General features: G+C 67.2%; 20 protein-coding genes and 1 tRNA gene. 5 read left to right on the forward strand and 16 right to left on the reverse strand.

Annotated features, from left to right (window positions below; genetic code table 11):
* The 3 genes from HNP98_RS12615 to HNP98_RS12625 all read right to left on the reverse strand — a co-directional run bounded on the left by HNP98_RS12615 (nt 1) and on the right by HNP98_RS12625 (nt 4,446).
* Nucleotides 1-591, reverse strand: coding sequence for a TMEM175 family protein (locus HNP98_RS12615; RefSeq protein WP_173810433.1), 591 nt, complete (start codon nt 589-591; stop codon nt 1-3).
* A 146-nt stretch (nt 592-737) separates the two neighbouring features.
* Nucleotides 738-3,005, reverse strand: a complete 2,268-nt coding sequence (gene katG / locus HNP98_RS12620; protein ID WP_173810434.1) for a catalase/peroxidase HPI — start codon at nt 3,003-3,005, stop codon at nt 738-740.
* Nucleotides 3,006-3,570: 565 nt separating this feature from the next.
* Nucleotides 3,571-4,446 carry an alpha/beta fold hydrolase gene (locus HNP98_RS12625; RefSeq protein ID WP_173810435.1) on the reverse strand — a complete coding sequence of 292 codons (876 nt, stop codon included), beginning with the start codon at nt 4,444-4,446 and terminating at the stop codon, nt 3,571-3,573.
* Nucleotides 4,447-4,715: 269 nt separating this feature from the next.
* Between HNP98_RS12625 and HNP98_RS12630 the strand changes: the two genes are divergently transcribed.
* Nucleotides 4,716-5,231 (forward strand): DUF4112 domain-containing protein, encoded by a 516-nt coding sequence (locus tag HNP98_RS12630; protein ID WP_217425753.1) that lies wholly within the window; start codon nt 4,716-4,718, stop codon nt 5,229-5,231.
* 205 nt (nt 5,232-5,436) lie between these two features.
* On the opposite strand, the gene HNP98_RS12635 is transcribed toward HNP98_RS12630, so the two are convergent.
* The 7 genes from HNP98_RS12635 to HNP98_RS12665 form a co-directional block, all read right to left on the reverse strand.
* On the reverse strand, nt 5,437-6,540 hold the full coding sequence (locus tag HNP98_RS12635; protein ID WP_173810436.1) for a VWA domain-containing protein: 1,104 nt from the start codon (nt 6,538-6,540) through the stop codon (nt 5,437-5,439).
* A 12-nt stretch (nt 6,541-6,552) separates the two neighbouring features.
* On the reverse strand, nt 6,553-7,089 hold the full coding sequence (locus HNP98_RS12640) for a CbrC family protein (RefSeq protein ID WP_173810437.1): 537 nt from the start codon (nt 7,087-7,089) through the stop codon (nt 6,553-6,555).
* A gap of 30 nt (nt 7,090-7,119) precedes the next feature.
* Nucleotides 7,120-9,420: a DUF5682 family protein gene (locus tag HNP98_RS12645; RefSeq protein WP_173810438.1), complete on the reverse strand. Its 2,301-nt coding sequence runs from the start codon at nt 9,418-9,420 to the stop codon at nt 7,120-7,122.
* A gap of 34 nt (nt 9,421-9,454) precedes the next feature.
* Nucleotides 9,455-10,129 carry a hypothetical protein gene (locus tag HNP98_RS12650; protein ID WP_173810439.1) on the reverse strand — a complete coding sequence of 225 codons (675 nt, stop codon included), beginning with the start codon at nt 10,127-10,129 and terminating at the stop codon, nt 9,455-9,457.
* On the reverse strand, nt 10,126-10,524 hold the full coding sequence (locus HNP98_RS12655) for a RusA family crossover junction endodeoxyribonuclease (protein ID WP_173810440.1): 399 nt from the start codon (nt 10,522-10,524) through the stop codon (nt 10,126-10,128). The genes HNP98_RS12650 and HNP98_RS12655 overlap by 4 nt, the downstream gene beginning before the upstream one ends.
* A gap of 33 nt (nt 10,525-10,557) precedes the next feature.
* On the reverse strand, nt 10,558-11,634 hold the full coding sequence (locus tag HNP98_RS12660) for an ATP-binding protein (RefSeq protein WP_173810441.1): 1,077 nt from the start codon (nt 11,632-11,634) through the stop codon (nt 10,558-10,560).
* Nucleotides 11,635-11,726: 92 nt separating this feature from the next.
* A complete protein-coding gene (locus HNP98_RS12665; protein WP_173810442.1) occupies nt 11,727-14,870 on the reverse strand; it encodes an SWIM zinc finger family protein in 3,144 nt (1,047 codons plus the stop codon).
* Between the two features lie 498 nt (nt 14,871-15,368).
* Here HNP98_RS12665 and HNP98_RS12670 point away from each other — a divergent pair, with 498 nt between their 5' ends.
* Complete coding sequence (locus HNP98_RS12670) at nt 15,369-16,160, forward strand: MBL fold metallo-hydrolase (RefSeq protein WP_173810443.1); 792 nt, start codon at nt 15,369-15,371, stop codon at nt 16,158-16,160.
* Between the two features lie 226 nt (nt 16,161-16,386).
* On the opposite strand, the gene HNP98_RS12675 is transcribed toward HNP98_RS12670, so the two are convergent.
* From HNP98_RS12675 to HNP98_RS12695, 5 genes are all read right to left on the reverse strand, one after another.
* Nucleotides 16,387-16,806 (reverse strand): response regulator, encoded by a 420-nt coding sequence (locus HNP98_RS12675; RefSeq protein ID WP_173810444.1) that lies wholly within the window; start codon nt 16,804-16,806, stop codon nt 16,387-16,389.
* A 68-nt stretch (nt 16,807-16,874) separates the two neighbouring features.
* The gene (locus HNP98_RS22350) at nt 16,875-17,414 is read right to left on the reverse strand and encodes a sensor histidine kinase (RefSeq protein ID WP_173810445.1); all 540 of its coding nucleotides are present in this window, start codon (nt 17,412-17,414) and stop codon (nt 16,875-16,877) included.
* Nucleotides 17,348-18,061, reverse strand: a complete 714-nt coding sequence (locus HNP98_RS12685) for a PAS domain-containing protein (protein WP_173810446.1) — start codon at nt 18,059-18,061, stop codon at nt 17,348-17,350. The genes HNP98_RS22350 and HNP98_RS12685 overlap by 67 nt, the downstream gene beginning before the upstream one ends.
* A complete protein-coding gene (locus HNP98_RS12690; RefSeq protein WP_173810447.1) occupies nt 18,058-19,746 on the reverse strand; it encodes a response regulator in 1,689 nt (562 codons plus the stop codon). The genes HNP98_RS12685 and HNP98_RS12690 overlap by 4 nt, the downstream gene beginning before the upstream one ends.
* Nucleotides 19,747-20,860: 1,114 nt before the next feature.
* Nucleotides 20,861-21,823 (reverse strand): alpha/beta fold hydrolase, encoded by a 963-nt coding sequence (locus tag HNP98_RS12695; protein WP_173810448.1) that lies wholly within the window; start codon nt 21,821-21,823, stop codon nt 20,861-20,863.
* A gap of 269 nt (nt 21,824-22,092) precedes the next feature.
* Between HNP98_RS12695 and HNP98_RS12700 the strand changes: the two genes are divergently transcribed.
* Together HNP98_RS12700 and HNP98_RS12705 are read left to right on the forward strand one after the other, a co-directional pair.
* Nucleotides 22,093-23,391, forward strand: coding sequence for a metal-dependent hydrolase family protein (locus HNP98_RS12700; protein WP_173810449.1), 1,299 nt, complete (start codon nt 22,093-22,095; stop codon nt 23,389-23,391).
* Between the two features lie 89 nt (nt 23,392-23,480).
* Nucleotides 23,481-23,939 (forward strand): YybH family protein, encoded by a 459-nt coding sequence (locus HNP98_RS12705; protein WP_173810450.1) that lies wholly within the window; start codon nt 23,481-23,483, stop codon nt 23,937-23,939.
* Nucleotides 23,940-24,537: 598 nt separating this feature from the next.
* On the opposite strand, the gene HNP98_RS12710 is transcribed toward HNP98_RS12705, so the two are convergent.
* Nucleotides 24,538-24,611 (reverse strand) — tRNA-Asp (locus tag HNP98_RS12710).
* A 273-nt stretch (nt 24,612-24,884) separates the two neighbouring features.
* On the opposite strand from HNP98_RS12710, the gene HNP98_RS12715 reads away from it, so the two are divergent.
* Nucleotides 24,885-25,832, forward strand: a complete 948-nt coding sequence (locus tag HNP98_RS12715) for an acetyl-CoA carboxylase carboxyltransferase subunit alpha (RefSeq protein ID WP_173810531.1) — start codon at nt 24,885-24,887, stop codon at nt 25,830-25,832.
* Nucleotides 25,833-25,887: the final 55 nt, after the last annotated feature.

Consider the following 25,887-nt stretch of genomic DNA (forward strand, 5'->3'; position numbering starts at 1 on the left):
TTATTCCTGGGGCGTGGCCAGCAGCGTGCGTTCGATGCGGCGGTCGGGCACCAGCCACATCAGGGCCACGAAAACGTAGCAGGCCCCCGCCAGCCAGGGCAGCCAGAAGCTGCTGGCGATGCCCGCCAGGTAAAGCACCGGCGAGAGCTTGCCCTTCCAGTCGCGCCCCAAGGCGCGGGCCAGCGGCCCGTCGGGGCCCCCATTCACGGCAATAATGCAGTGTTGCAGAACGGCATACGCCACCGCCGAACCCATCAGAATGCCGCCGTACAGGGCCAGGGTGGCCGGTGCAAAGTGGTTTTCGCCCATCCAGCCGGTGGCAAACGGCGTGAGCGAGAGCCAGAACAGCAGGTGCAGGTTGGCCCACAGCACGCCGCCGCTCACCTGCCGGGTACCGCTAAGCAGGTGGTGGTGGTTGTTCCAATAAATGCCCACGTACACAAAGCTCAGCACGTAGCTCAGAAACACGGGCAGCAGCGGCCACAGCGCCGCAAAGTCGGCCCCGTGCGGCACTTTTAATTCTAACACCATGATGGTGAGGATGATGGCAAGTACACCGTCGCTGAAGGCTTCGAGGCGGGTTTTGTGCATGGGGCAAGGAAATAGGGCGGGTACGCTGCTGGCACAGCTGCCGGGCCGGAAATGGTGCTAAAGTAAGTCCACAAAAAAACGCCGCCCCGTTGTCAGGGCGACGTTTTCTTAACATAACCAGCAAGCAATAGCTCGCCAGTTCAACCTTACGCTTTGGCCAGGTCGAAGCGGTCGGCGTCCATCACTTTGGCCCAGGCGGCCACGAAGTCGCGCACGAATTTCGGGCCGGCGTTATTGGTGCCATAGACTTCGGCCACGGCCCGCAGCTCCGAGTTCGAGCCGAAAATCAGGTCCACGCGGGTGCCGGTCCACTTCACCAGGTTGGTGTTGCGGTCGCGGCCCTCGAACACCTGGTCGGCCTCGGAAGTAGCCTTCCAAGTGGTACCCATGTCGAGCAAATTCACGAAGTAGTCGTTGGTGAGCACGCCTGGCCGGTCGGTGAAGACGCCGTGGTTGGAGTGGTCGTAGTTGGTGTCCAGCACCCGCAGGCCGCCCACCAGCACCGTCATTTCGGGGGCCGTAAGGGTCAGGAGCTGCGCCTGGTCGATGAGCATCGCCTCGGGGGCGGCTTCGTGGTTGGCGCGCAGGTAGTTGCGGAAGCCATCGGCGTGCGGCTCCAGCGCGGCAAACGACTGCACGTCGGTTTGCTCGTGCGAGGCGTCGGTGCGGCCGGGGTGGAAGGGCACCTGCACGTCGTAGCCGCCTTCCTTGGCGGCCTGCTCGATGGCGGTGGCCCCGCCCAGCACAATCAGGTCGGCCAGCGATACGCGCTTGCCGCCGGCTTGCGCGGCGTTGAACTCGGTCTGGATGCCGGTCAGCACGTCGAGCACCGTGGCCAGCTCGGCCGGGTTGTTGGCTTCCCAGAACTTCTGGGGGGCCAGCCGGACGCGGGCCCCGTTGGCCCCGCCGCGCTTGTCGGAGCCGCGGAACGTGGAGGCCGACGCCCAGGCCGTGCGCACGAGCTGCGAGCCCGTGAGGCCGCAGGCCAGCAGCCGGTCTTTCAGCGTGCTGATGTCGGCGGCGTCAATCGGCGCGTAGTCGGCGGCGGGCACCGGGTCTTGCCAGATGAGCACTTCGGCGGGCACGTCGGCCCCCACGTAGCGCACCCGGGGGCCCATGTCGCGGTGCGTGAGCTTGAACCAGGCGCGGCTGAAGGCGTCGGCAAACTCCTCGGGGTTCGCGTGGAAGCGGCGCGAGATTTTCTCGTAAATCGGGTCTTCGCGCAGGGCGATGTCCGTCGTCAGCATGAACGGCTGGTGCGACTTGTTGGGGTCGTGGGCGTCGGGGATGGTGCCGGCCCCGCCGTTGTTTTTGGGCTTCCACTGCTTGGCCCCGGCCGGGCTCTTGGTCAGCTCCCACTCGTAGCCAAACAGGTTGTTGAAGTAGCCGTTGCCCCACTTGGCGGGCGTGGAGGTCCAGGCCCCTTCGAGGCCGCTGGTGATGGTGTCGCCGGCGTTGCCGGTGCCGTACGAGTTCAGCCAGCCCTTGCCCTGCTGCTCGATGCCCGCCGCGGCCGGCTCGTGCGCAATGTACTCGGCGGGGTCGGCCGCGCCGTGGGTTTTGCCGAAGGTGTGGCCGCCGGCAATCAGGGCCACGGTCTCCTCGTCGTTCATGGCCATGCGGCCGAAGGTTTCGCGGATGTCGCGGGCCGCGCCCAGCGGGTTCGGGTTGCCGTTGGGGCCTTCCGGGTTCACGTAAATCAGGCCCATCTGCACGGCCGCCAGCGGGTTTTCGAGCTGCCGGTCGCCGGTGTAGCGCTTGTCGCCCAGCCACTCTTTTTCCGAGCCCCAGTAGATTTCATCCAGCGGCTCCCACACGTCGGCGCGGCCACCCGAGTAGCCGAACGGCTTGAGGCCCATCGACTCCAGGGCGCAGTTGCCGGCCAGAATCATGAGGTCGGCCCAGGAAATCTGCTCGCCGTACTTCTGCTTCACCGGCCACAGCAGCAGGCGGGCTTTGTCGAGGTTGGCGTTGTCGGGCCAGCTGTTGAGCGGCGCGAAGCGCTGCATGCCCGAGCCCGCGCCCCCGCGGCCGTCGGTGATGCGGTAGGTGCCGGCGCTGTGCCAGGCCATGCGGATAAAGAACGGGCCGTAGTGGCCGTAGTCGGCCGGCCACCAGTCCTGCGAGGTGGTCATCAGCGCAAACAGGTCCTGCTTCACCGCGTTCAGGTCCAGCTTCTTGAATTCCTCGACGTAGTTGAAACTTTCGCCCATCGGGTTCGACAGGGCCGACTGTTGGCGCAGGATGTTGAGCCGGAGCTGGTTGGGCCACCAGTCGCGGTTGCGGGTGCCGCCGCCGGCCGCTTGCTGCGGCGTCGTGCCTGCCAAAAACGGGCATTTTGCCGCCGAGGGATCATTCATGAAATGCTCCGTGGTGTTGCCGGCGGGCGCGTGCTTGTTATGTTCTTCAGCCATCGTTGAAAAGGTTGGATTAATTTAAAATTGGGGTTTCAGAGGGTTGCCTCTGTCGTTTGCGCTGGTTCGCAGCACGTTGTTGGTAGCATATTCTTTGTCGGCTGCCGCGACACCCGGGGCTTTTAACAGTACCCCGGGTAAGTCATTTGATTATTGGAACTACCACAAAGGACGCCCCAGGTTTGCGGAAGCGAAAATAATATTATGTTATGGTCGTATAAGGTTTCCGTGGCCAGCCAGCCTGCAACGGTGGTTTTCACCGCTTTGGCCCGTGCTCACCGGCAGGACCGTTGCCCTGCACGCATCCGCAACGTAAGCCGTGTGAGCCTCAAATTATTTGCGCGTCGCCGGGCCCTGTAACTCGTTAGATGAACGCTAACGGAACGCTATTCTATCCCTTCGCAAGAAAAATACTTACGCCAACTGTCCGAATTGCCGCGATTTGTATTTTATGGCTGCGCCTGCTCGTTGATTACTAGCCCGGTGAATCTGCCCATAATTACCGGGGGCCCGCATTCTTAGGCAGGCGCGTTAGTTGACGGCTCTGCCGGGCGGGCGCCGGCCGTTAATGGGCCAAAGCCGGAATGGCCGGGGCCCGAAAAAACGCGTCGGCTTTTTGGTTGAATTCGGCCGCGTGCTCTTGCAGCGTGGCGTGGCCGCTGCCGGGCACCACCCAGAGCCAGGCGCGGGGCAGGTGCTGGTAGATGGCCACCGTGTGCTGCGGCACAATCAGGTCGTGGTCGCCGGCCACGATGAACGCCGGGGCCCGGACCCGGCGCAGCGCCGCCAGCGGCACGTTGGGCTGCAACACGTCCAGCCGGAAGATTTTCCAGGCGTTTCGCCGGGCCGGGTCCGCGAATGCCGCGCCCTTGTTTGCCCGGTATTCGCGCTGCTGCTGCTTCCACAGGGCCGGCAGCAGGGCCGTGGAGTCGGGCGCGAGGTTGGCCCCCGTGGCCACCAGCCGCCGCACGTGTCCGGGGTGGCGCAGCGCCAGCAGCAGGGCCGTGATGCCGCCGTCGCTCCACCCCAGCACGTAGGCGGAGTCGAGGCGCAGGCCCGTGAGCAGGGCCGCGCAGTCGTCGGCCATCATCTCGAAGCTCAGCGAGTCGCCGGGGTCTGCCGAGCGGCCGTGGGCGCGGCTGTCCAGGGCAATGACCCGGTAGTGCCGGGCGAAGTAGGGGATGTTCTGCTTAAAAGCCGCGATGCTGCCGCCGTTGCCGTGCAGCAGCAGCAGGGGCGGGCCCGCGCCGTACGCCTCGTAGTAGAGCCGCACCCCGCGCACCGCCAGGTAGTGCCCCGCGGCGGGGTTGTGGCCGTAGGGCACGGCTTGCCCGGCGGCCCCGCGCCCGCCCAGGCCCAGGCACAGGGCCAGTAGCAGCCGGGCCCCGGCGCACCGCCGGCCGCCGGGTAGCCGGCGGTTCTTGAATAGTCTGCTTAGCATGAGGGTCAACACATTGGCCATGGCGCAAGGTAAGGGGCCAGCCCGCGCTGAAGCGTGGGCCACGGCTTCCCGCGGGCAGCAGGCCCCCAGAGGCGGGCGGCAAGGGCCCCCCCCGAAGCGTATGGGCGATGACAGGCACGGCTAAGCACGAACCCCCCCGGCACGCGCGAAAGCTTGCGGCGGCTTCCCGCCGCCGCGTGCCCGGCACTGGCGCTCCGCTGTACCCGCGGGGCGGTACGCCGTATAGCGGGCCAACCCGTCGCTCTCCCATGCCCCTGCTCAACCGCCCCGCCGTGCCCGCCCCCTTCGACGTTGACGACCGCCTGCGCTGGGTCGAGCGCGTGGCCCGCCTCATGGATAGCCAGTTCCGGCTGCCCGGCACCCGTTTCCGCTTCGGCCTCGACCCACTGCTGGGCCTGGTGCCCGTCGTGGGCGACCTCTCCACCACGGCCGTGTCGGTGGCCCTGCTGCTGACCATGCTGCGCCACGGGGCCAGCGGGGCGGTAGCGGTGCGCATGGCCCTCAATATTCTGATTGACAGCGTGGTGGGAGCCATCCCCGTCCTGGGTAACGTGTTCGACTTTACCTACAAAAGCAACGAGCGCAACGTGGCCCTGCTGCGCCGCCACTACGCCGAGGGCAAGCACCGGGGCAGCGGCAAGGGCCTGGTGGCGCTGCTGCTGCTCGGCTTCCTGGCCGTGGCGGGCCTGGTGGCCTGGGGTAGCGTGGCGCTGCTGCATTGGGGGTGGCTGTACTTCGAGGCGCACCCGGTGCTGCACGGGTAGTCCATTTTGGGCAGGAAAACCTTGTTTTGGTGCGATATAAGGCGTTTTCAAGCCAGTGTGCCCGGTGCTGTAAAACGGAGTGGCACTCCGTTATCGGGCAAACGCCAAACGGAGTGGCACTTCGTTATCGGGCAAACGCCAGACGGAGTGGCACTTCGTTATCGGGCAAACGCCAAACGGAGTACCACTCCGTTTTACACGGCTGCTAGGCTTCCAGCTTTTGGCCCTGGATGGCCGCTGCCATCAGGGCCGGGAAGCGCGCCGGCGTGCAGGCGAAGCTGGGGATGCCCAGCGCCGCCAGCTGCTCGGCCACGCGGCGGTCGAAGCTGGGGGCCCCATCGTCGCTCAGGGCCAGCAGCACCACTAGGTTGACGCCGGCGGCCTTGAGCGCCGCTGCCCGCTTGATCATCTCCCGCTCGTTGCCGCCCTCGTAGAGGTCGGTGACCAGCACCAGAATCGTGTCGGTGGGGCGGGTGATGAGCTGCTGGCAGTAGGTGAGGGCCAGGTTGATGTCGGTGCCCCCGCCGAGCTGCACCCCGAAGAGCAGGTCCACCGGGTCGTGCAGGTTTGCGCTCAGGTTCACTACGGCCGTATCGAATACCACCATGTGCGTTTTCACCGCCTTCAGCGAGGCCAGCACCGCCCCAAACACGCCCGCGTACACCACCGACGAGGCCATCGAGCCGCTCTGGTCCACGCACAGCACAATCTCCTTCAGGGCCTGCCCGCGCCGCCCAAAACCCACCAGCCGCTCGGGAATCACGGTTTTGTGGGCCGCCTGGTAGTGCCGCAGGTTGGCTTTGATGGTCGCTCCCCAGTTGATTTCGTGGTAGCGGGGGCGGGGGTTGTGCACGGCCCGGCTCAGGGCCCCCTGCACCGCCTGGCGCAGCGGGTTGCTGAGCTTTTTCTCCAGCTCCCGCACCACTTTGGTGATGACCTCGCGGGCCGTGGCCTTGGCCTTCTGGGGCATCACCCGGCTCAGGGCCATCAGGGTGCCCACCAGGTGCACATCAGCCTGCACCGTGCGCAGGATTTCGGGCTCCAGCAGCAGCTGGTTCAGGCCCAGGCGCGTCATGGCGTCCTGTTGCATCACGGCCACTACCTCGGCGGGGAAGTACGCACGGATGTCGCCCAGCCAGCGGCTCACCCGCGGGGCCGAGCCGCCCAGCCCGGCCTTGCGCGCGGCCTGGTCGCCGTCGTAGAGGGCCGTGAGCACGTCGTCCATGCGGCCGTAGTCGGGCGGCAGGGGCACGGCGTTGGCCGCGTCGGCGGCGCTGCCGAGGACGAGTTTCCAGCGGGTAGTGTTCATGGCAGCAGCGTTTTAGTTGGCGTCAACATGAAGGCGATGCTTTGCACAACGCGGGCACTGAAATAAATAGCCGGTCATATCGCCATCCTTATGCATTTGGTATTGAATTGCGTCTTCGCCCCAACCGCTGGCTACGGCATCGTCCCGAACTTCTGCCCAAATAGGGACTAATTCCTTGCTGCCCACATAACCCAGAAAAATGCAGGCTTCTCCGCAGTGCCCCAGCCAGACGGAGCCTTGCCAGGAGGCGTAGCCCGGCGTGCGGCTGCTCACTTGTTCCATGGACGATGGCGACATTGGCGCTCCCAAGCCATTCGGTCCAGGATTAAGTCCTTCAAAATCAGACACGAAAGAGCCATTGTACTTCGCGGCGGCCCGGCCATCGGCGATGCACAAAGGGCAAAGAATATCCACGTCGTCTGTGCAATAAAAATTGCCGGTGTAACACAACGCCCGTGCTTCTTCACAGCACTGGCAGATAATTTGACGCTGCTCGACAATGCCAAGCGCGTAAGCGTTCGGGCTATAAAAGAAATCTGGTGGGCTCATGATGGATATTTCTCCTAAAGATTAAGCCAACTAGACCGGCTCCCCCAGCAGCGCGCGGAGCCCCGGCAGCACGCGCGCCCCGCGCTCCCAGTCAAAATCCACGGTGGCCGTGCTCGCCGCCGGCGCTTGCGCGTCGGTGGCGGCCAGCTCCAGCAGCTGCCGCCGCTCGGGCAGCGAGAAGTCGGTGAAGGCGCGGCGGAGCAGGGGCACGATTTCGCGGAAGGTGGCTTCCGGCAGGGCCCCCAGCCAAGCGTCGAGCAGGCCGAACAGCTCGTGGTGGTGCAGCAGGAGCAGGCCGCTGCCGCGCAAAAAGCCCTCAATCCAGGCCGTGGCGTAGTCGGTGGGCTGGGCGGGGGCCAGGGCCAGGCCGAGGGTGGTGGCCGTGGCCTCGGCATCGGCCTGCCGGGCGTCGAAGAGGAAGCGGGCGGCCGCCCCGGCCAGCAGGCCGTTGCTGGCGGCGTGGCGCTGCACGGCCCCCAGGGCCCCGTACCAGGCGGCCTCGTGCGCCGGCACTTCGAGTAGCCGGATGGCCTGGTGGGTGGCTTCCAGGCGGGTGAGCAGCGGGCGGGCGGCATCGTAGCCGAGGCCGGCGCAGGCGGCGGGCAGGCCGATGCAGAGGCGCGGCACCAGCTGGTCCACCACCTGGGCCACCTGGGCCGTGTCGGTGCGGCGCACGTTGCCGTAGCGCAGCACCTGCACCAGCGGGGGCAGGGCGGCCAGCAGGTGCGTCACGTCGCGGGTGCCGGCCCCGATGGTTTCGAGGCGCGCCACCAGCGCCGGAATGGCGGGGCCCAGGTCGGCGCGCAGGGCTTCTTCGAGCAGCTGGCTCACGGCTTCGAGGGTGGCGGTTTCGGCGGCGCGGGCGGTGGCGCGGGCCGCGGCGGCCCCCAGCACGGTGTTGCCCCAGCGGCCGGCCTCAATCACGGCCAGGGCCATTTCGGGGGCCCAGGCCAGCCGCCACAGCTCGTGGAAGGTGCCGCTTTTGCCGCTCACGGCCTCCGGCTCGCCCCACTTGATGTCGAGCAGGCGCAGGCGGTGCAGCAGGTGGCTGCGGTCGAGCTGGGCGGACTGGCGTAAGTCCAGGTCGAGGGGTTTGGGAAAGGCTTCGGGCTTGAGGCGCAGGGTTTTCTGCTGCTGGGCCAGATCCTGCTGCAAGGGCGTGGCGGGCAGGCCGGGGGGCACCTCGCCCAGCCGCTCGCCGATGACCAGGGCCCGGTGCACGAGGGCCAGCGGCTCGGCGTAGCCCCCGCCCAGGATGGCCACGGCCGCCTCCTGCAGCTCGTCGATGCCCGGCAGCGCCAGCCCGCGCACGGCGGCCAGGGCCCCCGCCAGCCGCACGCCCTCGATGGCGTGGGCCGAGGAGGCGTCCACGTCCTGCCCGCGCAGCAGGCGCGTGGCCTGCACCATCCAGTGGGTCAGCACCTCGGCCCGGGGCTGGGCAAACAGCAGCTCGTACCAGGCCGGCGAGAGCACCCCCGCCCCGTAGCCCGAGCTGAGGGCGAGCCGCTCGTAGGTCCACGGAATCCAGGTGGTTTCGGTGGGCACCTTTTTCAGGCCTTTTAGCCGGGCTTTGTCCTCTTTCTTGAGCAGCTCGGGCCGCAGCACCGGCGCGTGCCAGGCCCCGCAGACAACCGCCACCCGGGCGTAGCCCTGGGCCAGGGTGGCGCGCAGGGTTTCGCGCATGAAGGCCTCGCGCAGTAGGGTTTCCGCGCTTTCGGGGCGGGCCAGTTCTTCGCGCAGGGCCGTCATCAGGGCCAGCACCCCGGCGAAGGTGTCGGCGTTGCCGGGGGCGTGCTCGAGGTGGGTTTCCCACCACTGCTCCGAGTCGGCGTAGCCCGCCAGCCGGGCGATGTAGGCCACCGGGTCGGCTTCCACGGGGGCCTCACCCCCCCGGCCCCCCTCTCCGGGGGAGAGGGGGGAGACGAACAATTCCGTTTCGCGTGCCACTGCCGAGGGTTCATTTTGCTCGTCTGGCTCCCCCTCTCCAACGGAGAGGGGGCCGGGGGGTGAGGCAAACCGCAGGGTCATCGGCAAATCCATGCAGCGCACGTGGGCCCCGTGGCGGGCGCACCAGTGCACGGCCTGCCACTCGGGCGAGAACGTGGCAAACGGCAGAAACGAGGCCTGGCCCTGCTGCTTGGGGTTGTACACGAGCAGCGCCACGGGCGGCACCAGCTCCGGGTGGGTGGCGGTGGCCAGGGCCGCTTCCGCATCGGCGGGGCACTCCAGCAGCACCATGTCGGGCCGGAACGCATCGAGCGCCGCCACGAGGCTGGCCGCGCTGCCGGGCCCGTGGTGGCGAATGCCGAAAAGGCGCAGGTCGGTGGGCATGAACTATGTCTTCTTCAAGCGCCAGTGAAACAAATTATGCCACATTCCGCATTGGCAGCCATTCGCCAGATAACTCGTCGATAAGATTCTGTAAAAGATTAGCTTGTTGTGAGGCTTCAGGAAGTGTAAATCCATGAGCTACCTTGTTGCGGCCAGAGAGCAGCATTTTAGCTTGGTCGAAATGCTCATAAGACAGGTCTGCATCAGAATATAGATAATCCAGCAATGCCCGAACCGAAAGCTGTTCTAACGGGAAGCCTAAGCTTTCGGCATGGCGGCGTAGCAGTGCTTCCAAAGCCGACCAAAATAATAGGATAGCAGCTTCTGCTTCGCCTGCTTCGCGCAATTTTTTAGCTTGGCCTGTCCGTTGTATAATATTATCCCACGAAATAGGATCTTGTAGTAGGCCGCCGGCCACGCTTTCAGGCGAATAATTGATGAGCAGCAATCGCCATCCCGGCGTGGGCTGTTGCTTAATGGTTTCTGATAGTTCGCGCAAGCGACCAATAGAGATTGGTTGCTGCGTATTATTTGCCAGAATGAGCAGGTGTTGCCCTTGTTTTTCAGCCAATAGATCGGGCCTGAAGCCGTTCAAATCAAAAGGTACGCTTTCCATATCGGGCGGTGCCGTTACGGCATAGCCTTGTTGGCGGTAGCTTTCAGCTAAGGCAGCTACTTGAATGTCGTGTTGGCGTTGCGAAGGATTCATAAATAATTCTCGATTGCTTGGGAAGTAGAAACACGGACATAAACAAACTCTATACCCTCGGAAAGGGTCGAAACTACAAGCGGCGGCAGACGAATAAGGTCGAAAGCATCCGTGAGGGCCCGGCGGTGACTGTCTACGTCCGTTACGTAGGTATCGTCTACATATACAAGCCCGACCAAAGCGTCTTGAATCGGTTTGATGATGTTGTCGATGTCAGAAGGACGGTCACCGCAAAAATAGACGAGAGTTAAGTGACAGGGTAGGGCAATGACGGTTTGCTCACCCCATACTTTTTGCGCTTCAGATCTCACAAATTCTTTCCATTTCTGTCGGTTTGTAGCACTTTTAGACTGGTGTGAAATGGGCCGCCGAGGTAGCAAGAACTCAAATATCATTGGTAATGGTAATGATAATCTAGGATAAACGTTCTACTCCACCACCTCCCGGCACGCCCGGTACAAATCCTTCCAGCCGTCGCGCTCCTTCACCACGGTTTCGAGGTATTCGAGCCACACCACGCGGTCGGGGCCCGGGTCTTTGATGACGGCGCCCATGAGGCCGGCGGCCAGGTCGTGGGCGCGCAGGGTGCCGTCGCCGAAGTAGGCGGCCAGGGCCAGGCCGGCGTTCATCACCGAGATGGCCTCGCCGGTGCTCAGCGTGCCGGTGGGCGACTTGAGCTTGGTTTTGCCGTTGTCCGTCACGCCCGCCCGCAGCTCCCGAAACACCGTCACCAGGCGGCTGATTTGCTCCAGCGCGGGGGCCTCCACGGGCAGTTGCAGGGCCTGGCCCTGCTTGGCCACCCGGGTTTGCACGATGTGCACTTCCTCGGCCAGGGTGGCGGGCAGCGGCAGCACCACGGCGTTGAAGCGGCGGCGCAGGGCGCTGCTCAGCTCGTTCACGCCCCGGTCGCGGTCGTTGGCCGTGGCGATGACGTTGAAGCCCTGCGTGGCCTGGATTTCGGTGCTCAGCTCGGGGATCGGCAGCACTTTTTCTGAGAGCATGGTCAGCAGCGTGTCCTGCACGTCGGAGGGGATGCGGGTGAGCTCCTCGATGCGCACGAGCTGGCCGCTTTGCATGCCCTTGTAGAGCGGGCTGGGTACCAGGGCCCCCAGCGAGGGGCCCTCGGCCAGCAGGCGGGCGTAGTTCCAGGAGTAGCGCAGGCTGTCTTCGGCGGTGCCGGCGGTGCCCTGCACCAGCAGGTTGGTGTGCCCGCTGATGGCGGCCGTGAGGTGCTCGCTCACCCAGCTTTTGGCCGTGCCCGGCACGCCCAGCAGCAGCAGGGCTCTATCGGTGGCCAGGGTGGCCACGGCAATTTCCATCAGCCGCCGCTGGCCGATGTACTTGGGCTCGATGGCAAAGCCGTTGTCGAGCGCGCCGCCCATGAGGTACGTCACCACCGCCCAGGGCGAGAGCTGCCAGTTGGGCGGCTTGGGGCGGTCGTCGGCGGCTTTGAGGGCGGCCAGCTCCTCGGCGTAGAGGTCTTCGGCGTGGGGGCGGAGCAGCATTTTAGGGAAGAGTTTGGAATGAGGAAGTTAGCATTTCAGATTGACTGTCGCGTTCATCAGGCATTTTCTGAGTGGAATCCTGGCTTTGAAGCCTATTCCAGGAGCGAAGCGTCTAGTTCGGCCTGGAAGCGCAGGGTGCTGACGAACGTATCCAGCTGAACCTGCACGATGGGGTGGGCCTGGGGCACGGCGGCGATGCGCGCGGCCGCGGCGGGGCGGTCGGCGGGGGCCAGGTTGGGGCCCACGGTTTGCACGAGCAGCCAGGCCAGCCGCTGCGGCGGGGCGAGGGGTTCGCTGTAGGGCGCGAGGTGGTCGGTATGGGCCAGTGCGCCCGCCACGGCCTCCACCACGGCGGTGCTGAGGGGGCGGGGCCAGGGCGCGGGCACCAGGCCGAGGCCGAGCGTCCAGTCGGCCTCCTGGCTGCGCACGCGCGCCAGGGTGGGGGCCAGCAGCAGGGCTTGCCGGTCGGCCGGCGGCACCAGGGGCCCCAGGAGTGGCCAGTCGATGTTGCGCAGGCAGTGCGCCTTTTCCAGCGCCGGGCGCTCGTGCTGCCACAGGGCCAGAAAGGCGGCGGCAAAGGCCGCATCGTGGTGCAGTAGCGTGCTTTTGGCCCAGCCGGGTAGCAGCGGCACGGCCCACTCCGAGGCCAGGGCGGCGGCCAGCAGCTCGGGGGGCGTGAGGCCCAGGTGCGCCGCCCAGCGCTGCGGGGGCAGCAGCGCCAGCAGGTTGCCGAGGCGGGCGGCGGCGGGCCCCACGGCCGCCACCGCGCCCTTCGAGCGCACGGTGTACTCAAACCGACTGTCTTTTTCCTCGATGCCATCGGCCAGCCACGCCTTATCCCAGGCCGTGGGCAGGGTGATGTCGAGCACGGCTTTGCCCAGGCCCAGCAGCTTGCGCCGGGCCGTGATAAGGGGCGCGGCCCGCGCCCACAGCCGCTCGGTGAGGGCCGCGCCGGGTAGCTGCACCAGCAGCGCGGCCGCCTGGCGGCGCACCTCCTGGCCCCGCGCCCTGAGCAGGCCTTCGAGCACCGGCTCGTCGGCGGGGTGCAGGTGGCCGCCCAAAATTTCCAATAGCGCTTCCTGCACCTTGGCTGGCTCGGTGGGCAGGGCGGCCAGCAGCAGGGTGCGGGCCGCCGCCGCATCGTGGCCGAAAAGCCGGCGCAGCCAGGCGAGGCGCACGGCCAGGGTGCCGGTTTCCCAGGGGCTGGGGTCGGCCGGGCCGGCGGTGGCGGGCAGCGCGGCGGCAATGAGCCGGGCCCACGCGGGGTTGAGGGCGGCCAGCCAGGTGCCCCGCGTGCCGAGCATGGCCCCCGCCGCGGCAGCAGTTTCGGTGGACCGGGTGGCGTGCTGCAGCAGCGGCACCAGCAGCCGGGCGGGCACGCGGCGGCCGGCGGCGGCCACGTGGGTTAAGTAACTGGGCAGCAGGTCGAGGTGGAGGGAGCTGCCCAGCATTTGGTGCAGGCACTCGGTGCCGCGGGGGCCTAGTGGGGGCAGGGGGTCGGTCGGGGCGGGGGTTGGCGCCGCCACCGTGGCCGCGGCCGGCTGGTAGCCGGCCTTGCGCACCAGGGCCAGGGCCCCGGCGGCCAGCAGCAGCTGCTGCTCGCGCCCATCGGGCAGGGGCAGCGCCGCGAAGGGCGGCAGGGTTTCGGCCGTTTGGCGGGTGCCCAGCAGGGCCAGGCGCAGCAGCTGCGGCCAGGCGGGGGCGTTGGCCGCCGCAAAAACCTCGCTCGGGGCGGCTGGGCCGGGTGCGGCCGGGGCCAGGTGCGCCAGCACGGCGGCCGGGCCGCCCACCGGCTCCCGCGTAGCCGGTATTTGCTCGAAAAAACCAGCTTCCAATGGGTTAGAAGTAGTCTCTCCATCGTCGGGCACCCAGCTGATGAGGGGGCAAAACGCCTGGCCGTCCCACTCGCCGAAGAGGGTGAGGGGCTGGCCGCCGCTCAGCGCCAGCCAGTGCCAGGCCAGCTCCTCGTCGGCGATGCGCAGGGGCAGCGCCAGGGGCTCGGCGGCGTGGCGCAGCAGCCAGCGGCCATCGGGCGCGGGCTGCAGCTGCACTGGGGCCAGGGCCGCCGGCCACTGGCGCAGCCAGGGCTGGTGGGCCAGGGCGGTGGCGTAGCCATCCAGCAAGTGGCTGATGGTGAGGCCCGGCGGCGTGGCATCGGCCGCGCTGCCCGCCAGGGCCAAGCTCACCGCCACGGCCCGCAGCGGCAGCAAGCCGGGGTAAAAAGCCAGCTCGCCCGCATACGTACCCTGCGGAAGGAGCGGCGTGCCAAACGCCTGGTTGCCAAAGGCAAACTCCAGCACCAGCGCCAGCCGGCCCGACTGCTGGCCGTAGAGCCAGCTGCGGCGGCCGGTCAGGCGCTCCTCGGCCCAGCCGTACTGGCCCAGCACCAGCCAGGTATCGGCCACCACCAGGGTGGCCGGGTCGGCCAGCAGCTCGTCTTTTTTGGGTGTGCTGCCCACTTGCTGCTCCACGTCCTGGCGGGCAGCGGGAGCTAATGCGCTGCGGTTGAGGAAGGTGCGCAGCACCACGTACACCTCGCCGAGGCGGCCCAGCAGGCGGCCGGCCCAGTCGGGGCCGGCGGTGGGGCAGTCGGCCAGCTCGCGCAGGGTGGCGGCCAGGCCGGGCAGCTGGTTGTCCACGAGGCGGGCGGCCTGGGCTCCCCAAAAGCTTTTGGGCTGCTGGCCCAGGGTGGCCAGGCCGGCGCGCATTAAGTCGAGCAGCCAGGTTTCCAGCTCCTCGGCCCCGGCCTGCATGCGGGCCTGGCGCTGGGCGTCGCGCTTTTGCTGGGCGGCGTTGCCCGCAGCGGCGGGGGCGGCAGCACCATCGCCATCGGCGGCCGGTGGGGCAGGGCCCACCGCTTTCTTGGCCGTTTTAGCCGCCACCTTTTCGGCTTGCTCGGCGCCCTTGGTCTGGCGCTTGCCCAGCCAGTCGGCGAGCCAGGCGGGCGGGGTGCCGGCGGGCAGCAGCGCCGGCTGCCGCGCCAGCAGCAGCAGCAGCCCGGCCCCGTGCTTGCACGGAAACACGTGGCTCGGGCACGAGCACTTAAAGGCCGGCTCGGTGAGGTCGATGCCCGTGAGGTAGGGCTTGGCGCCGCTGCCGGCGCACTCGCCCCAGGCGGCCGCGTCGGTGCGGCCCAGGTTGGCCCACTTGGCGGCCTGGGCCAGCTCGCGCCCCCGCTTGAGGGTGCCCGCATCGGGTACGAGCGCCGTGGCCTGGTCTTCGGAGTAAGCAATCATTCGAGGGGAAGGGCAGAAGCAGCGTGCATGACGGCACAAAGTAGCGCGGGAAACAAAATCCCCCATTCGCCCCCGCCCCGGGGCCCTGCCCTGGCGTCCACACAGGGCCCCTGCCCCCTGGGTTGCTTTCGACAACAGCGGCAAAACCCGTGCTTCGGCCGCGCCGGCGGGGCAAGCAAAGCTGCCCGCTGCGACGTATTCTGTGAAATCGCATAAAAGTAAAAGGCCCTTCCTTATGCCAGGAAGGGCCTTTTTCTCAACGGCTGCGGTCCGGACGGGGTTTGTTCCCCTGCGAACGAGTCACCAGCCGCGAACTAAAACGAGCGGACTGCCTGGCCTGCCCGTCTTGTGCCGGTCCTGCCCGGCAAACGTAGCCGGCCTGAACTTGCGCGGGGCGGCCAGGTTATGGGCACGGTTTTCGGTGGTGGCTACCGCTCCGGGGGGCCCTGCGCCTGAAACCATCCGCTTACCAGTCTCACTCAACCGGCAGAAAAACTAATGAAATTCACGCTTCTTCTCACGGCCGCGCTGGCGACTTTTACGCTGCAAGCCCCGGCCCAAACCACCCCCGCCGCGGCCCCCGCGCCGCGCGCGGCCCCCGACCAGATTCCGACCAGCAAAGGCCCGCTCACGGTGCAGCCCATCACCCACGGCAGCGTGGTGTTCGCCTGGAACGGCAAGACCATTTACGTAGACCCCTACGGCGGGGCCGCGGGCTACACCGGCCTGGCCGCGCCCGATGTCATTCTCATCACCGACATCCACGGCGACCACCTGGACCCCCAGACGCTGGCGGGCCTCCCCGTGGGCAAGGCCCTGATGCTAGTGCCCCCAGCGGTGGCCGAGAAGCTGCCCGCCGAGTACAAAGCCCAGGTCCGCATCCTGCGCAACGGCCAGCGGCTCGACACGCTGGGCCTGAGCGTGTCGGCCATCCCGATGTACAACCTGCCCGAAGCCGCCGACGCGCCGCATACCAAGGGCCGGGGCAACGGCTACGTGCTGAACCTGGGCGGCAAAAACGTGTACCTGTCGGGCGATACCGAAGACATTCCCGAAATGCGGGCCCTCAAAAGCATCGACGTAGCCTTCGTGTGCATGAACCTGCCCTACACGATGGACGTGGACCAGGCCGCGCAGGGCGTGCTGGCGTTTAAGCCGGGCATCGTGTACCCCTACCACTACCGCGGCCAGAACGGCTTGAGCGACGTGGCCAGCTTCAAGAAGCAGGTGAACGCGGCCAACAAAAAGATTGACGTGCGGCTGCGCAACTGGTACCCGGCGGCCCAGTAAGGAACTGCTGTTACGCAGTAGGCAGTAGCGCGGACTGCAAGGTTCGCGCTACTGCCCCAGTGGCGCCTCAATGCAGGCACTGCGCAACAGCAGTAAGTAAGGCCATAAGCCAAGAACGTCCTGCTGAGCAACTTGCTCAGCAGGACGTTCTTGTTTTTCCAAAGCAAGCGCCCCATAGCTAGCGAAACGAGTGGACCAGCTGGCCTGCCGGCGAGTGATGATTGGCCTAGCCCACCGGCTCCGCCCCGAAATGCGCTGCCACCACGGCCTGGAGCTTCTCCTTGGTCAGCGGCTTGTTTAGTGCCCCCGCCACGGGCAGCTGCTGCACCCGCTCCAGGTCGCGCGGCAACAGCGACGTGGTGAGCATCACGATGCCGACGCCCCGCTGCCGGGCCAGGGGCAGCTGGGCGTAGGCTTCCAGGAACTCGATGCCGTTCATAACGGGCATTTTCATGTCCAGCAAAATCAGGTCGGGGCAGCGGGGGCTCAGGGGCTCGCAGGTCTGGTGCAGGGCCTGCAAGGCCTCGGCCCCGTTTTCGGCCACTTGCAGGTGCGCGGCCACGCTCATGCGCTGGATGAGCGTTTGGTTCAGAAAATTGGTCGTCGTGTCGTCGTCCACCAGCAGAATGCTGGACAGTTGGGGCATGGCGGGAGGGGCAGCCGCGGCAAGCCGGCTGGCCAGTGGTACGGCCGGGGCCCGCGGTGGTTGCGCCCCTACGCCGGCAGCCGCACAACGAACGTGGAGCCTTCGCCCGCCCGGCTCTGCACCGCGATGGTGCCGCCCGCGTTTTCTACCAGCTTCTTCACCATGTACAGGCCCACGCCCGTGCCCTCCACGTGGGTGTGCAGGCGCTCGAACAACCCGAACAGCTTGGCCTGCTGCCCCTCGCTCAGGCCCAGCCCGTTGTCCTGCACCCGCAGCACCCGGAAGGCGCCTTCGGCGCGGCAGCCGACGCGCACCACCGGCGGGCGGTCCGGGTGGTGGTACTTCAGGGCGTTGCTCACCAGGTTGTAGAGCAGGCTGCGCAGGTTTTTCTCCGCCATCACCAGCGCGGGGCACTCCACCGCTGCCTCCAGCCGGCCGCCGGTGGCGGCCAGCAGCGGCGGCAGGTCCTGGCGCACGTCTTCGATGAGGGGCGCCAGGGCGGTGGGCGCCGCCGGGTGGGCAACCTCCGGCTGGAGCTTGCTCACGTCGGTGAGGTGGCCGATGGTGCGGGTGAAGCGCTCCACCGCGTCCTGCATGCGCGCGAGCACGGGCAGCAGCGTGGCGTGGCGTCGGTGCGCAGCTCGGCGGGCAGCAGGTCTTCCAGCAGCCGCAGCAGCCCTTCGATGTTGCCGATGGGCGCTTTGAGGTCGGGCGAGGCCGTGTACACAAAATTGTCCAGGTCGCGGTTGGTGCGGGCCAGCTGCTCGTTGGTTTCCTTCAGCTCGGTGGTGTCGATGGCCGAGCCCACGTAGCCGTACAGCTCCCCGTTGGGGAAGTAGCTCGGGGCCCCCTGCGCCAGCAGCCAGCGGTACGGCCCGTCGTGGCGCCGCATGCGGTGCTCCAGCCGGTAGCGGGTGCGCGTGCCAATGGCCTCCGTGAGCAGGCGTTGGGCATTTTCCAGCTCGTCGGGGTGCATGTAGGGCCCCCAGCCCGTGGCCTCGTACTGCGCCGGCGTCACGCCCACAAAGTCGATAAACGCCTGGTTGACGTAGCGGATGCTGGAATCCGGATTCACCGCCCACACCATGTTGGGCGCCGCGTCGGCCATGATGCGAAAGCGGGTTTCGCTTTCTTCCATCTGCTGCAAGGCCCGCACTTCCTCCGTCACGTCGAGGGCCGTGTGGTGGATGCCGTACACCCGCCCCTGCTCGTCGTGCAGGGGCTTGTAGGTGAAGGTAAAATGCGAGGTTTTCAACTGGCCCCCGCGACCAGCAGCGTGGCGGCCTGGCGGACGCCCACGTAGGGCTGGCCGGTGGCGTACACTTGCTCCAGCAGGGCCGGAAAAGGCTGGCTTTCCAGCTCGGGCAAAGCCTTCCGGAAGGACAAGCCTAGCACCGCCGCCGGTTTGCCCCAGTAGCCGAGCATAAGTGCGTTGGCGTACTGAATGCGGATTTCCGGCCCCAGGTACAGCGCCATCGCCACCGGCGATTCCTCAATCAGGGTGCGGTAGCGCTGCTCGCTGGCCCGCAGCTCCCCTTCCGCAAACCGCAGCCGGGTATTGTCCTGGCGGGTGCGGGTGGTGGCGAGCTGGGTGCGCACGCGGGCCAGCAGCTCCCGGGCCGCGAAGGGCTTCACCAAGAGGTAGTCGTCGGCGCCCTTGTCCAGGCCTTCCACGGTGGCTTCCTCGCCGGCGCGGGCCGAGAGCAGCACCACCGGAATCCGGGCCGTGTCGGGGTTTTGCTTCAGGGCCTGCAACAGGCCGAAGCCGTCGAGGCGCGGCATCACCACGTCGGAGAGCACCAGGTCGGGCAGCTGCTGCGCCACGTCCTCCAGGGCCTGCAAGCCGTCGGCGGCCGTGCGCACGGTCCACTGCGGCTCCCGGGCCAATATGCGCTGCACGTAGCCGCGCATGTCGGCGTTGTCGTCCACCACCAGGATGGTCGCCGCGGCCTCGTCCGCCGGCCGCGCCCCTGCCGCTACTTCCGCCGGGGCCGCGCCGGGGCCCGCCGGTTCCGCGGGCGCCCCCGCCGGCCACTGCTGCGCCTCCGCCACAAACGCCGCCCCGGGGCTTGGTAGCGGGGCGGCCGGGCGGGCGTCGCGCACCTGCTCCGCCGGCAGGTGCGCCGCGCCCAGTGGCAGGCGCACGGCAAACGTGCTGCCCTGCCCTACCCGGCTCTCGGCCGTTATCGCCCCGCCGTGGAGCTGCACCAGCTCCTGCACGAACGCCAGCCCGGTGCCGGACCCCTCGTAGGAGCGCGACCGGGTGCCCTCGGCCCGGTAAAAGCGGGTGAACAGCTTCGGCAGCTCGGCCGCCGCCAGGCCCTCGCCGGTGCCGGCCACCCGCAGCACGGCCTGCCCGTCCTCCTCGCGCAGGCTCACCCGCACGCCCCCCGCAAAGGTGAACTCCAGGGCGTTGGAGAGCAGGTTGAACACGATTTTCTCCCACATCCCCGCGTCCACGCACACCGGCGCGCGCAGCGGGGGGCAGTCCACTTCCAGGGCCAGCCCGGTCTTTTCGAGGGCCGTGCGAAACACGCCGGCCAGCTCGGCCGTGTAAGCGGCCAGGTCGAGGGGCGCGAAATCGGCCTGCAAGCGGCCCGCCCCGATGCGCGCGAAATCCAGCAGGCTGTTCACCAGGCGTTGCAGGCGCAGGGTGTTGCGCTGCACCAGCGCCAGGCGCTCCTGCTGCGGGGCGGGCAGCGGGTGGGCCCCGTCGGCCAGGGCGTCGTCCAGCGAACCGAGCACCAGCGTGAGCGGCGTGCGAAACGCGTGGCTGATGTTGCTGAAAAAAGCCGTTTTGGCGCGGTCCAGCGCGGCCAGGGCCACGGCCCGCGCGCGCTCTTCGGCCAGCGTGCGGGCCGTGGCCAGGGCCGTGGTGGTGCCCGCCAGCAAGTCGAAAAAGAGGGCGTACGCGGCGTCCAGCGCCCGGCGGGCACTCACGCCCAGCACCAGGAAGTAGGCGGGCTGCGCCCCCCCGCCGCAACGGGTACACCAGGGCCGTGTGCGGGGCCTCCGGGTAGGGGCCGCTGGCAAACGCGCCGAAGCGGGCCGCCAGGGGCGCTACCCGCTGGGCGGTGCCGGTGCGCGCGGCCTCGGCCAGCGGCCAGGGGCCGGCCATTTCCTCCGCCAGGGCAATGGCCGCCGGTGCCAGCGCCGGGGCCTGGTCCAGCCCCACCTGGCCCGCCAGCCGGGCCTGGGCTGCCCCGGGGGCCCCGGCGTAGAGCGCCACGAACGGCAAATCCTCCGCAAATTCCCGAAAGGCTGCCAGCAGCCGGGCGGCCGTTTCGGGCTCGGTGAGGGCCCCCGCCGTGCGCTCGGCCACCGTGCGCAGAATGTGGAGGCGCCGCGCGGCCAGGGTCTGCTGGGTCAGCTCCGTCACGGGGTGAAACAGCCCGCCCACCCCGCCCGACTCGTCCAGGATGGGGCTGAAGGAGAAGGTAAAAAACGTCTCTTCCAGGTAACCGAAGCGGTCCAGGAACATGCGCTGGTTCTCCAGAAAGCGCGTCTGCCCGGCCGAGGCTTGCTCAAACGCTTCGCCCGGCACCGCCCAGGCCGCGGCCCAGCACGCCTTGTAGTCCTGGCCCAGGGAGGTGGGGTGCTTGTCGCCGCACAGCGCCCGGTTGCCGTCGTTGTAAATCTGCACCCGCTGGGGCCCCCAGGCAACGCTGATGGGAAAACTGGAGGCCAGGCACAGGCTCACCGTCGTGCGCAGGCTCTGGGGCCATTGCTCAACGGGCCCCAGCGGGGTCGTCGACCAGTCTTTGGCGGCCACCAGCGCGGCCATCTGGCCGCTGCCGGCCAGCGAACCGGGCGCGGGCCCGATGCGCTGGCCCGGGCGCGGGCGCAGTTGAATGGGAGTGAGGCATAGGGAACGGTAGGCGGGCGTTGGGGTGAGCCCGGGGCCCTGGGCAGCAAAAGAATTCGGGTAATTACGGGGGAGTGGCAGAGTCAGGTTGCTGCCGGAAGGCGAAACTTGCCCGCTGATGTTGCGTGGTTGGGGCGGTGTCGCTCACCTCGAATTTAAGAATCGTTGCGCCTGTTTCCGGCGGTCTTTTCACCGGGCCGGGCCGTCCAGAAACTGCTCCACCACCGCGCGGTACTTGGCGGGCTCCTCAAACCAGGGGAAGTGCCCGCTCTGCTCAAAAAACACCAGCTTGGCCCCCGGAATTGCCTGTTGCAGGCGCCAGGCGGTGAGGGGCGCCACGTTCATGTCGTAGCGCCCGGTGAGCACCAGCGTGGGAAACGTGAAGCCGGCCAGCTTGGGCGTGAAATCGGCCTGGCTGGCATCTTCGCCCACGGCCTGCCCCACCGCCGGCTCCAGGCCCACGTTGTGGATGGGGCCCAGCTTCTGGAAGTACCGGTCGCGCTGCGCCGCCGAGTAAAAGAGCAGGTTGAAGTGCGTGCGCATGCTGGCCTCGGCCGCGGCCTGCGTCACGACCGGCGGCGGTTGCTGCTGCTTTTCGGCGGCCATCGTTTCCGGAAACACCTCGTCGAACAAATGCACCAGGGTGCGCAGGTTGCTGCCCGCCGCATCCGAGAGGATGAGCTTGGCCACGTGCTGGGGGTAGGCGCTGGCGTAGGCAATGCTGAGCAGCCCGCCGTAAGAATCGCCCAGCAGCAGCACTTGCGGCAGGTTTAGGCCCTGGCGCAGGGCCTCCAGGTCGGCGACCTGCGCGGCCAGGGTCTGGGGCGCGCCCGCCTGCACGGGCCTGGAGGCGCCCGTGCCCCGCTGGTCGTAAAAAATCACCCGGCGCTTCTGGGCCAGCTGCCGCCACACGTCCGTGGGCAGCAGGTAGGCGTGGGACAAGCCGGGGCCCCCGTTCACGACCAGCAGCGGCAGCGCGCTGCCGGGGGCCCCAAAAGTCTCGTAGGCCAGGGCCACCTGCGCCGTGGGGATTTTGCCCGCCTGGTGGGGGAGGGCCTGCCCGGCGGCGGGCCCGGGCCCGGCCAGCAGTAGGGCGAGCAAGGCGGCCGGGAAGCCGGCGGGCCCGCGCATTCCAAACAACTTCAACTTCATGGGCAACGCGGGAGTGTGTAGGGGGAAAGGGTTGTACGGGCCGGCACCGCCGCCAGGGGCGGGCCGGTCGGGGCAAGGTAGGCAGGAGGCTCCGGAAAGGCCTGGGGCGCGGGCCCCAGCTGCCACCACAGGGTGGCGCGGAGCTGCGCAGCAGCTACTGGTGGGCAACCAGTGTGAATGGGCGGCGGGGGACAACGCCAGGGGGCGGCGCATTTGGTGCCATATTGCCGCGGTTCCGGCGCTACTCTTCCGCCAGCCGCCGCCCGCTCATGCGCAAAAGCTACTTCTTGCTGCTCCTGGCCCTTCTGCTGGTGGGGCCACCCCTGGTTTTGCGGGCGCAAGTCAAGGCCCTGCGCTTCGGCAAAGTCGTGGACGGCCGGGGAAAAGTTTTCACTGACGCCGTGGTGCTCGTCCTGGCCGACCGCATCGTGGCCGTCGGCGCGGCCAAGGACGTGGCCATTCCCGCCGGTGCCGAAACCATCGACCTGACGGCGTACACCGCCATCCCCGGCCTCATCGACGCGCACACGCACCTGTCCTTCTACTGGGACCGGGCCCCGGGCACCACCCCCTGGGCGCAGCTGGGTACCCTGGGGCCGGGCGTGACGGTGTTCCTGGCCCAGGAAAACGCCCGCAAGGCCCTAGAAACGGGCGTGACCACGGTCCGCGACCTGGGCTCGTTCGACAACATGGACTTTGCCCTGCGCGAGCTGATTAATAGGGGCGCTATCGTGGGCCCGCGCATGTTCGTGGCCGGCAACGGCCTGCACATCAGCAGCTCGCCCTACAAGGTGGGGGCCGTGCCCGACGCCGGGCAGTGCGACGGCGTGGAGGCGGTGCAGCGCGTGGCCCGCCAGCAAATAGCCGCCGGAGCCGACTGGATCAAAATGTACGGCTCGACCGGCAGCGACAAGGACGTGACGGGCTTCCAGACCTTTACCTACGCGGAGATGCAGGCCGCGGCCGACGTGGCCCATTTTGCCGGCAAGCGCATTGCCATCCACTCCTACGGCCCCGACGGGGCCCGCGACGCGGTGCGGGCCGGCACCAACACCGTGGAGCACGCCATCGCCATTGATGACGCGACCCTGGCCACCATGGCCAAAAAGGGCATCGTCTACGTGCCCACCGTCGAGCACAACCGCTACTACATTGCCCACCGGGCCGAGTTTGGCTACGACACCGCCGTGGTCCGGGCGCTGAACGGCTACGTGGCGCAAAACTTTGCCACCCTGAAGCGTGCCGTCAAGGCCCGGGTGAAAATCGCCATGGGCTCCGACGCCGTTTTCACCGGCTTCGGGGAGAACACGCGCGAGCTGGCCTGGTTCGTCAAGGCCGGCATGACCCCCGCGCAGGCCCTGCAAACCGCCACCACGACCGGCGCTGAGATGCTGGGCCAGGAAAAAAATCTGGGGGCCATCGCCCCCGGCTACCTGGCCGACCTGGTGGCCGTGGAGGGCGACCCCACCACTGACATCAACGTGGTGATAGACCACGTGAAATGGGTGATGAAGGGGGGCAAGGTCGGGGTTGACAAGACCCGGGGCGCGGCCCCCAGCAGGGATTAAGCGCGGATTCCTGCGCAGTAGCTTCAGGGCTTACTACCTACTTGCCCAAACCATCGTACGGTTTTCTTACCATTATTTTCCGCTTACAAATGATGAATGGCCGCACGCTTTGGCTGGTTTTGATGCTGTCCGGCTGCTTTCGGCCGCTGGTAGCCCAGTCGCGAAAGCCGGATGACAAGGCCCTCATCGTGGCCATGCGCACGGCCTCGAACGCGGCCATTGCCCGGCACGAGGTTGACGGCATCGCCCGGTACTGGCTGCCCGACTTCGTGCAGGTGGGGGGCAACGGCGGCTACAAAACCGGCAAAGACTCGGTCGTGGCCGGGTGGCAGAAAGCGTTCCGGCTGCATCCCGACGTGGTGTACGTGCGGAGCCCCCAGCGCATTGCCGTGAACCCCAACGGCCTGCTGGCCTGGGAAACCGGAACCTGGGTTGGCTCCTGGAGCCAGGGCGGCTCCTTTGAAGGGGGCGGCAACTACTCGGCGATGTGGCGCAAAAAGGACAAGGAGTGGCAGTTGCAGGCCGAGCTTTACGTCACGTTACACTAAGTGACCAGCCATTAGCTTTTGGCTGCCAGCTGCTAGCTTACTTTCTGACCAACAGATTTTTGAAGAAAGCCAATGCGCCTGCGCCGGGCCGCGCGGCCTAGGCCTTTTTTGTGTTCCGGCCCGCCCGCGCCACGGCCGTCCCTGGACATTTCTCCGGCGACGGAAGGCCGTCGCCGCCGCACCGGGCACCGCGGAGGGGCTCGGCGTGGTCCAGCACCTGCCGCGGCCCGTCGAAGTACGCCCGCAACTGAACGGGGCGTGCCCCGCCAGGCGGGCAGTCAAACCGGTCCGTCAGCACCAACCGGTTGGGCAGGGGCGCAATTGGGAGCCAAATCCGGCCAAGTCGGGGTACAAATGCCGGCGGCGGTCTAAAACGAGGTGGTCCGGCGAATTGCCCGCAGGGCTTCGCCGGGCCACTCTTATCCTTGAACAGCAGCCCCGGGCAGTAGTCAGAGTGGCCCGACGACCGAAAAAGTCGCCGGACCGCCCCGTTTTAGACCACTGCCCAAATGCCAAATCGTCCAAAAGCAAAAAACCCCTAAAAACCGCTTCTGTTACCAGGGGAGCGACTTTTAGGGGCTTTCGTTACGAACGGTTGCGGTCTGGACGGGACTCGAACCCGCGACCTCCGCCGTGACAGGGCGGCATTCTAACCAACTGAACTACCAAACCGTTTACCGAGCCAGAAAACGCGTTGTTTTCTTTTTTGGTGCTGCAAAGGTAACGCCATGCCCTGCGCTGCTGCAAGCCAGGAGCCCTTTTTTCTCTGAAACGGGCCCTTGGCGGGGGCTTGTGGGCTGTTTTTCAGGCGGATTAATTTTGGGCGTTCGTCCCAACGGCGGATGATTTACCTTTGCCAACCGTTTTTTGGGCGGGTGGGACCGGGCCTCGGGGGCCGTCCCACCCGCCATCACCCGCCTCCTTTACAGTCCAGCCGTGCCCGCTATGCTACTCGATTTTGAACAACCCATCGCCGCCCTCGAAGGCAAGCTCCAGGAAATGCAGCGACTGGCCGCCGACAGCGACGTGGACGTGACCAACGCCGTGGCGGCGCTGGAAGCCAAAATCAAAACCCTCAAGAAGGAAACCTACGCCAACCTCACGCGCTGGCAGCGGGTGCAGCTCTCGCGCCACCCCGAGCGGCCCTACACCCTGGACTACATCAACGGCATGGCCGAGAAGTTTGTGGAGCTGCACGGCGACCGCACCGTGGGCGATGATAAGGCAATGGTGGGGGGACTGGGCGAAATCGACGGGCAGCCGGTGATGTTCATCGGCCAGCAAAAGGGCCACAACACCAAGCAGCGGCAGTTTCGCAACTTCGGCATGCCCAACCCCGAGGGCTACCGCAAGGCCCTGCGCCTGATGAAGCTGGCCGAGAAGTTCCAGGTGCCGATCGTAACGCTGATTGACACGCCCGGCGCGTTTCCGGGCCTGGAGGCCGAGGAGCGGGGCCAGGGCGAGGCCATTGCCCGCAACCTCAAGGAGATGTTCACGCTGAAGGTACCGGTTGTCTGCGTCATCATCGGCGAGGGCGCGAGCGGCGGGGCCCTGGGCATCGCCATCGGCGACCGGGTGCTGATGCTGGAAAACACTTGGTACTCGGTGATTTCGCCCGAGTCGTGCAGCAGCATCTTGTGGCGCTCGTGGGACTACAAGGAGCAGGCCGCCGAGGCCCTCAAGCTCACGGCCACCGACATGCAGAAGGCGGGCTTGGTCGACGGCATCGTGAAGGAACCGCTGGGCGGGGCCCACACCGACCCGGACGCCATGATTGCCGTGCTGAAAAAGACGCTGCTCAAAACCCTGAAAGAGCTGGCCGCCGTGCCCGCCGCCGAGCGCATCTCGCAGCGCATCGACAAGTTTTCGGCCATGGGCGTGGTGGTGGAGTAGGTCATTTAACAGTTATCAATTAACATTTAGCAGTTCGTGGTTAGCGAACAAAAGC

The sequence above is a fragment of the Hymenobacter caeli genome (genome assembly GCF_013294115.1).
Lineage (GTDB): Bacteria > Bacteroidota > Bacteroidia > Cytophagales > Hymenobacteraceae > Hymenobacter > Hymenobacter caeli.